11 protein-coding genes and 1 riboswitch are annotated in these 13,246 nt (G+C 52.2%); of the genes, 8 read left to right on the forward strand and 3 right to left on the reverse strand.

All coding sequences use genetic code 11. The features are described from left to right. Window positions 1-23: 23 nt before the first annotated feature. Window positions 24-84, reverse strand: a riboswitch (Fluoride riboswitch). Between the two features lie 228 nt (window positions 85-312). The 4 genes from JNUCC32_RS06795 (at window position 313) to JNUCC32_RS06810 (ending at window position 5,241) form a co-directional block, all read left to right on the forward strand. Continuing rightward, complete coding sequence (locus tag JNUCC32_RS06795) at window positions 313-1,368, forward strand: FecCD family ABC transporter permease (RefSeq protein ID WP_049788715.1); 1,056 nt, start codon at window positions 313-315, stop codon at window positions 1,366-1,368. Continuing rightward, window positions 1,369-2,403: a FecCD family ABC transporter permease gene (locus JNUCC32_RS06800; RefSeq protein WP_096774272.1), complete on the forward strand. Its 1,035-nt coding sequence runs from the start codon at window positions 1,369-1,371 to the stop codon at window positions 2,401-2,403. Between the two features lie 89 nt (window positions 2,404-2,492). Continuing rightward, window positions 2,493-4,208 (forward strand): ABC transporter ATP-binding protein, encoded by a 1,716-nt coding sequence (locus tag JNUCC32_RS06805; RefSeq protein WP_096774271.1) that lies wholly within the window; start codon window positions 2,493-2,495, stop codon window positions 4,206-4,208. Between the two features lie 34 nt (window positions 4,209-4,242). Next, the gene (locus JNUCC32_RS06810; protein ID WP_096774270.1) at window positions 4,243-5,241 is read left to right on the forward strand and encodes an ABC transporter substrate-binding protein; all 999 of its coding nucleotides are present in this window, start codon (window positions 4,243-4,245) and stop codon (window positions 5,239-5,241) included. Window positions 5,242-5,396: 155 nt separating this feature from the next. On the opposite strand, the gene JNUCC32_RS06815 is transcribed toward JNUCC32_RS06810, so the two are convergent. Both JNUCC32_RS06815 and JNUCC32_RS06820 read right to left on the reverse strand, forming a co-directional pair. Next, window positions 5,397-6,023: a dihydrofolate reductase family protein gene (locus tag JNUCC32_RS06815; protein ID WP_192571446.1), complete on the reverse strand. Its 627-nt coding sequence runs from the start codon at window positions 6,021-6,023 to the stop codon at window positions 5,397-5,399. A 252-nt stretch (window positions 6,024-6,275) separates the two neighbouring features. Then, entirely contained in the window at window positions 6,276-6,674 is a 399-nt protein-coding gene (locus tag JNUCC32_RS06820) for a winged helix-turn-helix transcriptional regulator (RefSeq protein WP_096774268.1), read from the reverse strand. A gap of 192 nt (window positions 6,675-6,866) precedes the next feature. Between JNUCC32_RS06820 and JNUCC32_RS06825 the strand changes: the two genes are divergently transcribed. The 3 genes from JNUCC32_RS06825 (at window position 6,867) to JNUCC32_RS06835 (ending at window position 9,961) form a co-directional block, all read left to right on the forward strand. Beyond that, window positions 6,867-8,090 carry an MFS transporter gene (locus tag JNUCC32_RS06825; protein WP_096774267.1) on the forward strand — a complete coding sequence of 408 codons (1,224 nt, stop codon included), beginning with the start codon at window positions 6,867-6,869 and terminating at the stop codon, window positions 8,088-8,090. A 111-nt stretch (window positions 8,091-8,201) separates the two neighbouring features. Beyond that, window positions 8,202-9,047, forward strand: a complete 846-nt coding sequence (locus JNUCC32_RS06830) for an aldo/keto reductase (RefSeq protein ID WP_192571447.1) — start codon at window positions 8,202-8,204, stop codon at window positions 9,045-9,047. Window positions 9,048-9,166: 119 nt separating this feature from the next. Beyond that, the gene (locus JNUCC32_RS06835; protein ID WP_192571448.1) at window positions 9,167-9,961 is read left to right on the forward strand and encodes an SDR family NAD(P)-dependent oxidoreductase; all 795 of its coding nucleotides are present in this window, start codon (window positions 9,167-9,169) and stop codon (window positions 9,959-9,961) included. Between the two features lie 33 nt (window positions 9,962-9,994). Here the strand turns inward: JNUCC32_RS06835 and JNUCC32_RS06840 are convergent, their stop codons facing one another. Next, a complete protein-coding gene (locus JNUCC32_RS06840) occupies window positions 9,995-10,861 on the reverse strand; it encodes a helix-turn-helix transcriptional regulator (protein ID WP_192571449.1) in 867 nt (288 codons plus the stop codon). A gap of 190 nt (window positions 10,862-11,051) precedes the next feature. Between JNUCC32_RS06840 and JNUCC32_RS06845 the strand changes: the two genes are divergently transcribed. Next, entirely contained in the window at window positions 11,052-12,932 is a 1,881-nt protein-coding gene (locus JNUCC32_RS06845; protein ID WP_192571450.1) for a beta-L-arabinofuranosidase domain-containing protein, read from the forward strand. Window positions 12,933-13,246 lie beyond the last annotated feature (314 nt).

Genomic DNA, 13,246 nt, shown 5'->3' on the forward strand with positions numbered 1-13,246 from the left:
ACAGACTCCTACCAGGAAAGCGACCTCTGGTAGGAGTCATTAGCTATGGAAGCGGTTATGGCGAACTCCATCGCCTCATTCAATTAGCATTTATTGTAATGGACCGGCGGCTTATATGTCAACAGACAACAAATCAGGGTTTAAACGAACGCTTAATTCGGATTGCTGCGATAGACCTGGAAAAAAGTGCTTGACTTGGACATGGACTTTTTTCCAAGGAGAAATTCAAATTGTCCATGGACGAAGAAAGGTGTCTATTTTATAGTTACCAATGATAATGATAATCAATATCATAAAATTGAGGGGAAAATGATGTCATCAAACACGTCCAATCCAAGTATTACGGATGCCAAGACCCACGCCAATATCAAAGGGCGCCCATGGGCTGCGACCCTGATTCTTACCGGGGGCGTGGCAGCATTGGTGCTTGGCATAGCTTTATCCATATCGCTCGGCGCGGCCGACATCGATCTGCGAAACGTATGGGAAGCGGTGTTCTTCTTTAATCCCGATGTGACGGAGCATCAGATTATTCAGGAGCTTCGGCTGCCGAGGGTCCTCGGCGGAGCGATGGTGGGTGCCTGCTTTGCCGTATCGGGTGCGATCATGCAGGGCATGACCCGAAATCCGCTCGCTGATTCGGGTCTGCTCGGATTAAATGCGGGAGCCGGATTTGTCATTGCGATCTGCTTTGCATTTTTTCCGGGATTGCCGTATATGTACCTGATTCTGTTCTCGTTCCTGGGGGCTGGCCTGGGTGCCGTGCTCGTGTACGGAGTCAGTTCCATGGCAAAAGGCGGTCTCACACCGGTTCGTCTCGTTCTGGCGGGTGCGGCGCTGAGCGCTCTGCTAAGCGCGCTCAGCGAAGGCATCGCATTGTATTTTCAGGTCGGACAGGACATGGCGTTCTGGTATGCCGGCGGTACCGCGGGAATTAAGTGGGTTCATTTGAAAATTATGCTGCCTTGGATAGCTGCTGCTATATTGGGCGCTATTGCATTGTCGCGTTCTATTACCATGCTCAGCCTCGGCGACGATATCGCCAAGGGACTCGGTCAGCGAACGGGACTTGTCAAGCTGGGCGGTACGGTAATCGTGCTGGTGCTGGCGGGGGCTGCCGTCTCGGTTGTCGGTGCGGTAGGCTTCGTCGGTCTGATGATTCCGCACCTTACCCGGAAGCTTGTCGGCGTCGACTACCGACTCATCATTCCCTGCTCGGCCGTACTGGGAAGCTTGCTGGTCGTCATAGCCGACCTGGCGGCAAGAATGGTGAATCCCCCATACGAGACGCCTGTGGGCTCGATCATCGCACTGATCGGTGTGCCCTTCTTCCTTTACTTGGCACGCAAAGAAAGGAGGGAGCTGTAGATGGATGCCGTTACCCATACCATGCACGAGCGTAAAGGCAGGAAGCGCAAGATTATGACGCTATCTGTCCTGGGTGCATTAATCATTCTGGTATTTCTGATCAGCATGAACACGGGGGTCATTCGCTTATCGCCGCTTGAGGTCATAAAAACCTTGTTTGGCGGCGGGACGGACAAGCAGGAGCTGGTGCTGTTCGAATTCCGCTTGCCGCGGATCGTCATTTCGCTTCTGATTGGTGCCGGGTTGGCGATATCCGGCTGCGTTATGCAGGGCATTTCCCGTAATGAGCTGGCGGACCCCGGCATTTTGGGGATCAATGCGGGAGCCGGATTAATGGTTATGCTGTTCATTTCATTTTTCCCGAGCACGGCCGCTGCCCCGGTCTTTCTGCTGCCGGTACTCGCCCTGATTGGAGCGGGCGGCACCGCCGCATTGATATGCGTACTGGCTTACAAGAAGAATCAGGGCTTTAAGCCGACGGGCCTTCTGTTGACGGGAATCGCCGTAGCGGCCGGCATCAGTGCGGCTATGATCGTGCTGACGCTGCGTTTAAGCCCGGAAAAATATCAGTTTGTTGCCACCTGGCTAGCAGGCAGCATCTGGGGCTCGAGCTGGAAGTTCGTCCTGGCATTGCTCCCATGGATGCTTGTGCTGCTGCCCTTCGTGATGTACAAAGCGCAGGTGATGAACGTTCTCAATCTTGGAGAGCCGACGGCGACCGGACTGGGAGCCTCCGTTACAAGGGAGCAATTGAAGCTGCTGGCAGCGGCGGTCGGACTGGCTGCCTCCTGCGTCGCGGTGAGCGGCGGCATCGGATTCGTCGGGCTTATAGCGCCGCATCTGGCCAGGCGATTGGTCGGTGCGAAGCATCAAATGCTGCTTCCGGTAACGGCGCTAGTCGGAGCCTTGCTGGTCATCACTGCCGACACTTTGGGCCGCTGGATCATTCAACCGTCCGAGATTCCGACCGGGATCGTGGTTGCCGTGATTGGCGCTCCGTACTTCCTGTACCTGCTTTCCAGGACAAAAGCTTAGCTGCCAAGATCGCTGGGATCTAGCGCAATCTTGCGACGGGTAAGGGCTTGCATATTTTTTAACGCCATTACGGATTTAAGGAGGTCCTTATGCTGCGCCGATTTTTTTCCTATTACAAGCCTTATAAAGGGCTATTCATATTGGATTTTTGCTGCGCTATCTTTGCCGCTTTGCTGGAATTGATATTCCCGGTAGCCGTCAACCGCGTGATCGACGACTTGCTGCCAAGCGGGAACTGGAAGTGGATTTTATACGCTTGCCTAGGGCTTCTCGGCATTTATGTCGTCAGTTCTTTCCTGCATTACGTAGTTACGTATTGGGGTCATAAACTCGGCATCAACATTGAAACGGATATGCGCAAAAAGCTGTTCGATCGGGTTCAGAAGCAATCCTTCCGTTTTTTTGACAACAACAAGACGGGACATCTTGTCTCGAGAATGACCAACGACCTGATGGATATCGGGGAGATTGCCCACCATGGTCCGGAAGACCTGTTCATCGCCGTCATGACGCTTGCCGGAGCGCTGGGCATCATGCTCGGGATCAACTGGCAGCTTGCCGTGATGACGTTTGTGATCGTTCCTTTGATGATCTATTTATCGCTGTATTTCAGCGGGAAAATGTCGGCGGCGTTCAAGCGCATGTTCTCCGATATTGCCGATTACAATGCACGCGTGGAGAACAACGTCAGCGGGATCCGCGTGGTTCAAGCCTTCTCGAATGAGGAGCATGAAATCGCGCGTTTCGCCGAGAACAACAACCGCTTTCGCGTGACGAAGCTGATTGCTTACCGCATCATGGCCTGGAACTCGTCGATCAGCTTTATCCTGATGAAATTCATTTCGCTGTTCGTGCTGGTATGCGGCACCTGGTTCGTGATTGAGGGCCGGATGACCAACGGGGAATTTATCGCTTTTGTCATGCTGTCTAACGTGTTCCTCGGTCCGATTAAACAAATCAATGCGGTCATTGAGATGTATCCGAAGGGAATCGCCGGCTTTAAGCGGTATTTGGAGCTTCTGGAAAGCGAACCCGACGTCGCGGATATGCCGGGTGCCAAGCCGGTCGGCCATGTGCGTGGTGACATTGCCTTTCATGGCGTAACCTTCGGGTACGAGAACAAAGACCACGTCCTGGAGGATGTCCATTTGTCTATTCGCGCAGGCGAAACTGTCGCGCTTGTAGGGCCGTCCGGAGCGGGCAAGACCACGTTGTGCTCATTGCTGCCTCGTTTCTATGACACGGAAGCCGGAAAGATAACGATAGACGGGATCGATATTCGCGACATGACGCTGCAATCCCTTCGTTCCCATATTGGCATCGTCCAGCAGGACGTGTTCCTGTTTGATGGCAGCATCCGCGAAAATATCGCCTATGGCAGGTTAGATGCTGACGACAGTGACATCATGAAAGCGGTGGGCCGTGCCCAGCTTGAAGAGCTGGTTGCTTCGCTTCCGGATGGGCTGGACACCTTGATTGGCGAGCGGGGCGTGAAGCTGTCCGGCGGACAGAAGCAGCGACTGTCGATAGCCCGGATGTTCCTCAAGAACCCGCCGATCCTCATTCTCGACGAGGCGACGTCCGCGCTTGATGCGGAAACCGAAGCGGCGATTCAACAGGCGCTTGCCGAGCTCTCGGAAGGACGAACGACGCTGGTGATTGCCCACCGGCTCGCAACCATCAAGAACGCGGATCGCATCGTGGTCGTTGCGGACAAAGGCATCGCCGAACAAGGAGCCCATGAGGATCTGCTCGCGGCGCACGGCATATACAGCCGTTTGCATCGAGCTCAATTCGGGGCTTGATTCAACCAACACCATAATTAGGAGGCTGTAAAATATGTTCAAGTCAAAATTACGCGTCATGCTCACCATCCTTGTCTTATGCTCGATCTTCATCTCGGCATGCGGCGCAAATGGAAATACGGCGAATCAAGCCGGTTCCGCAGGCGAAACAGCAACAGGGAAGGATACTCCGAAGACCGAAGCCTCAGCCCCAACAACCAAAAAGGTGCCGACAATTAACGGAGACATCGAAATTCCGACGGATCCTCAGCGAATTGTAGTGGATGCCTACTTGCCAACACTGCTGCTGCTCGGAGAAAAGCCGGTAGGCGCCACCGCGAAGGATTTGGAGAACGTCCATATCCAGGACCAGATCGATGGCATAGAGAACACCGGGGAAAGCTCTGCGGAGAAGATAGTGGAACTTAACCCCGATCTGATTATCAGCGCAAACTCGGACCCGGAGCTATACGAGAAATTGTCCAAAATCGCACCGACCATCATTCTTCCTTATGAAACCTATCGAGGCGTGCACGAAGAAGTAGAGGGGCTCGGCGCAATCCTTGGCAAGGAAGAAGAAGCAAAAGAATGGCTTGCCGGTTTTGATGAAAAAATTGAAGCGCTGCGCACAAAAGTGAACGGTGTGTTGGAAGAAGGTGAGACGTTCTCGATCTTCGGCGCATTCGGCAAAACCTTCTACCTCTACGGTGACGGCATTTATCGCGGGGGCTTGGCCATCTATAAGGAACTCCAGCTAACGCCTCCGGCAGCGATCCAAAAGGAATTGATTGATGCCAACGTGACTTACAAGGAGGTTTCCTTGGAAGTGCTCAAAGATTATGCAGGCGATTATATTTTCTTTGATGAGTCCAACGGGGCCGAGATGGATAAGAAGGATAAGGTGTGGACTTCGATTGAAGCGGTGAAGCAGGATCGCGTGTTTTATCTGGATGCCAAGCGATTCTGGCCGTTTGATCCCATTGCGGTCCTGGCTCAGGCCGAGGAAGTGACGGACATGATCGTTAGCCAAAAAGAGAAGGAGAAAACGAAATAAACCGCGGTATCGGTGCTCCACGGATAGAAATGCCGGCGGCATGGAGGTGACGTTGATCCTCTCTTCAAGCAGCAGCGAAATGGCAGACCCTGAGGAAGAGGGCTGCCATTTGCATTGGCCGTGGAAATGACGAAACGCAAGCCATGCAGAAACCATCAAGCATTGGCGCGGTGAATAAGACGGTACCTCAGATGCGTAACCCCGGGAGATTCGATGATGGTTGTACGAACGAATTCGATATCGGAGGGGAGATGTTCGAACAATTTCTGACCGTTGCCTAGAAGGATCGGCACCAGCGTGATCAAGAGCTCATCCAGCAGGCCTGCTCCCATATATTGTTGTATGACGTTGGCTCCTCCGGCGATTTTGACGTCTTTGTTCCCCGCCGCAGCTTTTGCTAGTTCCAATGCCCGTTCGATCCCATCCGTGACAAAGGTATAAGTCGTACCGCCATCCTTCGTTTCTGCCTGCCGTTCTTCATGAGTCAGAATAAATACCGGCATATGAAAAGGGGGCGTATCTCCCCAAAAAGGTTGTCCATGATCAAACATCGTGCGGCCAAGAACGACAGCGCCGGTTCTGCGATTGGATTCGGCTATCAGCTCCGCGTCCTGGTTAAACCGGCCCCCGGTCAGGCCATGCATTTCGCGCCAGCTCGTGAGTTCATAAATCCATTCATGAAGCCGCTCGCCGCCTTTGCCAAGGGGCAAGCGGGCGCTATGGTTCGGACCTGTGATAAATCCGTCCAATGACATCGACATTTCAGCGATAACTTGTGACATAGATCGGTACACCTTTCATCTGAATTATCTTTATGGAAAGCTTTCTGTTGTATCAGAAAACGGTTTTCCAGGATCAGTATAGCACCCGCGTTATGATTAAATTTCTTATCATTTGCTAGGATGTAACAAGGGCAAGGTCCGCGCAGGCGGTCCTTGCCCTTGGTTTATTACTGTTAAGGAGAAAAGAAATTCACTTGGTGTTGGCTCAATCAATCACAAGATCACGTTAAAATCGCGGCATGCGAACCGGATTTAGCGTGCATCCGCCGGCTCGTCCACGGCTTTCAGCTTATCGTTCAGGATGCTGTCCTCAAGCACGCTGAATTTGTCCCCGTATACTTTCGTAATATGTTTTTCGCCCCATGCACAGAGCATATCCAGAATTCCGCTCAAACTTCTGCCGTACTCGCTAAGCTCATATTCCACTTTAGGCGGCACTTGATTATGAATGATGCGATTGATTACGCCATCTTCCTCCAGCTCTCGCAGCTGCTGCGTCAGCATTTTTTGGGTGATGTGCGGCATGAGGCGCTTCAGCTCGTTGGTCCGTTTACGGCCATGGGTCAGATGGCAGAGGATCACGCATTTCCACTTGCCCCCGATCACTTCCAATGTTGCTTCGACGGCTATATTGTATTTCTTCGTTTGCATATGGAGCCTCCTATTCTTGATAGGCACCAAAAAGTGCCTAGGGTACTGTCAGGTACCTACATTACAAAAAAGTACGTTCTTCACACAAGTGATGATATGAATCATAATAGCATTTGCCGGCTGGATTACACCATACGTCATATTTTTACAATATACAAGCAAGAGAATAGGATAGGGGGAAATAGGAACATCATGATTATAGATAAAAAAAGAAGTTTGCTTGCGCTTATAGCGCTTGCCGTCAGTGCCTTCGCCATCGGAACAACGGAATTCATCAGCGTAGGGCTGCTGCCGTTGATTGCGGAGGATATGAATATCTCCGTGACGACAGCCGGATTAACCGTGTCGATGTATGCGCTGGGCGTTACCTTCGGTGCGCCGATTCTCACGTCGCTCACGTCCAGAATGTCCAGGAAAACTTTGCTGCTCTGGATTATGATCATTTTTATTATCGGTAACAGCTTGGCAGCGAGCTCAGCTTCCATTGGCGTCCTGCTTGCAGCACGGGTCCTGTCGGCCTTTTCACATGGCGTATTCATGTCGATCGGCTCGATTATCGCCGCAAGCGTGGTGCCTGAGAACCGCAGGGCATCGGCGATCTCCATTATGTTCACGGGCCTTACCGTAGCCACGGTCACCGGCGTTCCGCTCGGAACGTTTATCGGTCAGCAGTTGGGCTGGAGGCTTGCTTTTGTCGCGATTGTGGCGGTCGGCATCGTTGCGCTGATTGCGAATAGTATCCTGGTCCCTTCGGACCTGCCTAAAGGAGAACGCACTTCATTCCGCGACCAGGCTAAATTGATGACGAACGGAAGACTGCTGCTCATGCTTCTGATTACGGCTCTCGGTTATGGCGGGACCTTTGTTGTCTTCACTTATTTATCCCCATTGCTTCAGGATATAACAGGCTTCAATGAAAATACGGTGGCCGTCATCCTGCTTGTCTATGGGATAGCCATTGCAGTCGGTAACGTGATCGGCGGGAAAGCGGCCAATCGCAACCCGCTGAAAGCCCTGCTCTACATGTTTATAGCCCAAGCCTTGGTGCTGGTTACACTTACGTTTACCGCACCGTTTCAAACGGCGGGACTCATCACGATTATTCTTATGGGATTCCTGGCGTTCATGAACGTGCCGGGTTTGCAGGTTTACGTTGTGATGCTGGCCGAGCGCTTTGCGCCCGGAGCCGTGAATATGGCGTCCGCGCTGAACATTGCCGCATTTAATGCCGGTATCGCCATCGGCGCTTTTTTAGGCGGCTTGATCACGAATTCCATGGGCCTGATTCATACGGCGTGGATCGGATCCCTGATGGTGGCCGGTGCGGTCGTGCTCACCGGATGGAGCTTGAAGCTGGAACGAAAGGATTCGGAAAATCCGGATAAATCGGATAAGCCGGATATGCCAGCGGCATGAAACAACAATTTAGGATGAAGGGAGGTGATGGCGGAGCGGATCATGGGAGATACTGCACAATAGGTACATCAATTTTTTTCACAATCCAAAAAAATTCGGAGGTTTATCAACATGACAGCAAAACACTTACAAGATACAACCACTTTATATAATGGCGTTAACATGCCTTGGTTTGGACTAGGCGTATTTAAAGTTGAAGAAGGACCGGAGCTGGTGAATGCCGTTCGTACGGCCATTCAGCACGGCTATCGGAGCGTGGACACCGCCGCCATATACGGCAATGAAGAAGGTGTCGGGCAGGGCATTCGCGAAGGCTTGGCAGCTGCCGGATTAAAAAGAGAAGATCTGTTCGTCACATCCAAGGTGTGGAATGCCGACCTGGGTTACGAATCGACTTTGAAGGCTTATGAGGAAAGCTTGCGAAAGCTGGAATTGGAGTATTTGGACTTATACCTTATACACTGGCCGGTTGAAGGGAAATATATAGAGGCGTGGAAGGCGCTCGAAACGTTGTACAAGCAAGGGCGCGTAAAAGCCATTGGCGTGAGCAATTTCCAAATCCATCATCTGGAGAAGTTAATGAAGGAAACCGACATCAAACCGATGGTGAACCAGGTGGAATATCATCCCCGATTAACGCAAAAAGAATTGCAGGCGTACTGCCAGGCGAACGGTATTCAGCTAGAAGCTTGGTCTCCCTTAATGCAGGGTCAGCTGCTGGATCAGGAGGACCTTCAGATCATCGCGAAGAAGCATCATAAATCCATCGCGCAGATCATTCTTCGTTGGGATCTACAGAACGGGGTGGTGACGATTCCGAAATCGACCAAAGAGCATCGGATCACCGAGAACTCCGATCTATTTGATTTTGAATTGTCCATGGAGGATATGCAGCGCATCGACAGCTTGAATCAGGATCACCGTGTGGGACCGGACCCGGACAATTTTGATTTCTAAAAAAATCGGCGTTTACCGCAAGCATATAAGTGTAATGAATAGTGCGACTCTCCTGAGCTTCTCCACCCTGGTGGGGATCGGGAGGGTCCATTCCTACATAACGAAAAGGAGCGAGGATCATGAACTTGGATTTACAGGGTAAAGTTGCATTGGTCACAGGCTCGACATCGGGCATCGGCAAAGCGATCGCCATGTCGCTGGCAGCCGAAGGAGCGTCGGTCATTATCAATGGAAGACACGAGGATAAGGTGAAGCAGACGATCCATGACATTCGCGCCGTCCATCCGGATGCCGAGCTGCGTTATGCCGTGGCGGATCTCGGAACCGAGGAGGGCTGCCATCAGGTCAGGGAAGCCGCCCCGGTCGTTGATATTCTGATCAACAATTTAGGCATCTTCGAGCCTGCCGAATTTTTCGATATTTCGGATGCGGATTGGTTCAGGTTCTTCGAGACGAATATTATGAGCGGCGTCCGTTTAACCCGACACTATTTGCAGAACATGATCAGCCGCAATGAAGGCCGAATTATTTTTATCGCGAGCGAAGCAGCCGTCATGCCTTCCCAGGAGATGGCGCATTACAGCGCAACGAAGACGATGCAGCTGTCCCTTTCCCGGAGCTTGGCCGAATTGACGACAGGAACCCGCGTCACGGTGAATACCGTTATGCCCGGCTCCACCCTTACGGAAGGCGTTGAAACGATGCTGGATACGCTGTATCCCGATGAGAATCTTACCATCGAAGAAGCCGAACAGCGGTTTATGAAGGAAAATCGGCCGACTTCCATTATTCAGCGGCTGATTCGTCCGGAGGAAATTGCCGATTTCGTCGCCTACCTGAGCAGTCCCAAATCCTCCGCGATCAACGGTTCGGCACTCCGGATTGACGGCGGCTTGGTACGAAGCGTATTCTGAGCAAGCCCATGGCCTAACGCATTCGATGGCATGCTATCGGGATGAACGGTACTTTAGCCTGAAAGAGTTGGGTTTAAACCCGGTATAACGAACAAAGCAGCGAATGAAATACGGAAACGAGCCGAACCCGGATTCCTCGGCTATGCGTCCGATCGGCTCGTTGGTGTGGATCAGCAAGCGTTTTGCTTGCTCGATCCGATGCCGCGTCAGAAACTCCAGGGGTGTGCAGCCGAACGTTTTTTTCATGCAAATGGAAATATAATTCTGGTGAAAGTGCATGGCATCGGACAATTGCTGGTAGCTGACCGGCTCTTTGTAATGTGCTCTTAAATAGTTGGCCGTTCGTTCGGCAATGGCATAATGAGGATGCATCTGCTGGATTCCTTCTTCTTCGGCTTGGAACAGCAGCAGCAGCTCATGCATCAGCTGCTGCTGTTTCCAGCGTGCCGCGGAAGATGGCGATTGATGAAGCAGCTGCAGCTGTTCAATCAGACGTGCGGCCTGCTCTTTCGAAGACAGTTCTCCGTACTTGGGAATATAGAAAGAGAAATTATCGAACTGCACATAAGGGTGATCCGATTGCGATAAGGCAAACGGGATCCGTTCTTCCGCTTCAACCCACGGTGCGACCGTCTGAAAATGCAGCCAATAAAAATGGGTTTCCTCCTGACAGGGCAGGTACGTACGGTGTGCGCCATCGGGTCTTAGAATCAGGTGATACCCTGCCTTTATGCTGTAAGATACTCCGTTCTCTTCCAGGAATAACTCCCCTCTGGTCACGAGAATCAGATCAAAGACACCGATGTTATACCGATCCGGATGTCGATCTCCCTCCTGGTAGGTATCTTCTCCGCAAATCATATAATGCGGCAATGGCGGAGCCGTAAACTGGAAAATCATCTTCGGCCGGTCCTCCTTCTCCAACTAGCTTTTCTTCATGATAATCGTTTTGTTGCTCCGGATTCAATCCATCATGATGTTGTAATCGGATAAAAAGATGTTGTTTCTGTGTATAGGGAAACGCCGGTTGAGATGATATATTTCTACCTGAGTAAGCACCTATAAGACAGAACAAGGAGCGTGGAAGTCTATGCTGCATCAGACGGCTTTTAATAGTTTGCCGCTTAGAGCGATTAAGCCGGCCGGCTGGCTTAAGGATCAGCTGGAGATTCAAGCAAGCGGGTTTACGGGACATCTGGAGGAACAGTGGAAGGACGTCGGAGCAGACAACGGATGGCTTGGCGGCCAGGGAGAGAGCTGGGAGCGGGGACCTTATTATGTCGACGGTTTGCTTCCTTTAGCTTATTTGCTGGAGGACGAGTCTTTGATCGCTAAAGCGAATCGATGGGTCGAGTGGTCGCTTGCCAGCCAGCAGGAGAACGGCATGTTCGGTCCGGCGCGCATCACCTCCGTGAATCAGGATATCGATAAGGATCAGGATTGGTGGCATTACATGATCATGCTGAAAGTGATGATGCAGCATGAGGAAGCAACGGGCGACGAACGTATCATTCCGTTTCTGACCAAGTTCTTTACTTACGTCCATTCGGTCATCGAGGAACAGCCGCTGCGGGGCTGGGCCAAAACCAGGGGGGCCGAGATGCTGCTGTGCATCGTGTGGCTGCATAAACGAACGGCGCAGCCTTTCCTGCTGCGGCTTGCGGATACGATCGCGGAACAAACCACGGACTGGAGCGGTATTTTTCATGATTTTCCGTTCTGGCGCAAGGTTGAAGAGTGGGATTGGACAACCCATGTCGTGAACGTGGCGATGGGCATCAAAACGCCGGGCGTGCTGTATGAATTACACGGAAATCCCGTGGAGCGGGAAAGCGTACACCGGGGCATCGATTCCTTGATGACGTACCACGGGCAAGCGCACGGCATGTTCTCGGGAGACGAGTGGTTGTCCGGCACCCATCCGAGCCAAGGGGTTGAATTGTGTGCCGTCGTCGAGTATATGTTTTCGATGGAGCAGCTGACGCGCATTTTCGGGGAGGGACGCTTCGGGGATATTTTGGAGAAGGTCGCGTTTAATGCGCTGCCTGCCGCCATCTCTGCGGACTGGACCTCACATCAGTATGATCAGCAGGTCAACCAAATGATCTGCAACGTCGCTCCGCGGGCTTGGAGCAACAGTCCCGATGCCAACGTATTCGGTCTGGAGCCGAATTTCGGGTGCTGCACGGCCAATATGCATCAGGGCTGGCCCAAGCTGGCCTCGCACCTGTGGATGAAGGACCAGGAGGACGGGTTAGTTGCCGTTTCCTATGCTCCCTGCACGGTTAGAACAACGGTTGGCCGCCAGGGCGTGTCCGCTGAGATTGCGGTCACCGGCGAATATCCATTCAAGGATCGCATTCAAATCCATCTGTCGCTTGAACGCGCGGAATCATTCCGGATATCGCTGCGCATCCCGGCCTGGTGCGACCATCCCGTCATTACCTTGAACGGGCGCGAAATGACAATTCAGGCAGAGTCCGGTTATGCCGAGATCGTGCAGACCTGGCAGAATGGCGATCTGCTGGAACTGTACCTGCCTATGGAAGTGAAGACCGATTCACGCAGCATGTACGCAACCAGCATTACAAGAGGACCGCTGGTGTACGTGCTGCCCGTGAAGGAGAATTGGCAGATGATCCGGCAGCGTGAGATGTTCCACGATTGGGAGCTCTATCCTGCTTCCCCATGGAAATACGGACTGATGGCCGATACGTCGTTCGAGGTGCTGGAGCGGGAGGTGGTTCGTCAACCGTTCCTGGCTGCCGATGCGCCTGTACGGGTGAAGGTGAAGGGCCAGCTGATCCGGGATTGGAAAATGGAAGGCAACAACGCCGGAAACCCACCGCTGCATCCGAACACGGACGGCCAGCCCGTTACGGAATTGGAGTTGGTTCCGTACGGAAGCGCGAAGCTTCGGATCGGAGAATTCCCTCTGATCGGGGATCGGACCAGAATCGCTAAGAATTAAGCAGGTATGTTAACACATTCGAAAACCGCGGATATCGCGGTTTTTTTGTTGTACGGATCTATGTCCAAATCACCAAAAGGAATGAGCAGAAATATTGCGATTACCTCTGAAAGATGTCGCAACCCTTGTTCCGTAGTGCATGAACAATGCGAACAAGCGGTAAGCACCGCAGGTATTCATGAATGAGGGATATGTATCCATTGCGGGCCGGGCCAATATTTAGCTTTTACAGCCAGTGCGGAGAATCGAATCAAGATAGACGACCATTGTGGGGTGCACTATACGGGCTATTTTTAGATCGCTGTTTTCATTTT

The organism is Paenibacillus sp. JNUCC32, assembly GCF_014863545.1.
Taxonomy (GTDB): Bacteria; Bacillota; Bacilli; order Paenibacillales; family Paenibacillaceae; genus Paenibacillus_AQ; species Paenibacillus_AQ lautus_A.

Excerpts from the sequence above, each read along its gene's own strand:
- JNUCC32_RS06795 (WP_049788715.1), top strand. The coding sequence starts at position 313 with ATGTCATCAAACACGTCCAATCCAAGTATTACGGATGCCAAGACCCAC.
- JNUCC32_RS06800 (WP_096774272.1), top strand. The coding sequence starts at position 1,369 with ATGGATGCCGTTACCCATACCATGCACGAGCGTAAAGGCAGGAAGCGC.
- JNUCC32_RS06805 (WP_096774271.1), top strand. The coding sequence starts at position 2,493 with ATGCTGCGCCGATTTTTTTCCTATTACAAGCCTTATAAAGGGCTATTC.
- JNUCC32_RS06810 (WP_096774270.1), top strand. The coding sequence starts at position 4,243 with ATGTTCAAGTCAAAATTACGCGTCATGCTCACCATCCTTGTCTTATGC.
- JNUCC32_RS06815 (WP_192571446.1), bottom strand. The coding sequence starts at position 6,023 with ATGTCACAAGTTATCGCTGAAATGTCGATGTCATTGGACGGATTTATC.
- JNUCC32_RS06820 (WP_096774268.1), bottom strand. The coding sequence starts at position 6,674 with ATGCAAACGAAGAAATACAATATAGCCGTCGAAGCAACATTGGAAGTG.
- JNUCC32_RS06825 (WP_096774267.1), top strand. The coding sequence starts at position 6,867 with ATGATTATAGATAAAAAAAGAAGTTTGCTTGCGCTTATAGCGCTTGCC.
- JNUCC32_RS06830 (WP_192571447.1), top strand. The coding sequence starts at position 8,202 with ATGACAGCAAAACACTTACAAGATACAACCACTTTATATAATGGCGTT.
- JNUCC32_RS06835 (WP_192571448.1), top strand. The coding sequence starts at position 9,167 with ATGAACTTGGATTTACAGGGTAAAGTTGCATTGGTCACAGGCTCGACA.
- JNUCC32_RS06840 (WP_192571449.1), bottom strand. The coding sequence starts at position 10,861 with ATGATTTTCCAGTTTACGGCTCCGCCATTGCCGCATTATATGATTTGC.
- JNUCC32_RS06845 (WP_192571450.1), top strand. The coding sequence starts at position 11,052 with ATGCTGCATCAGACGGCTTTTAATAGTTTGCCGCTTAGAGCGATTAAG.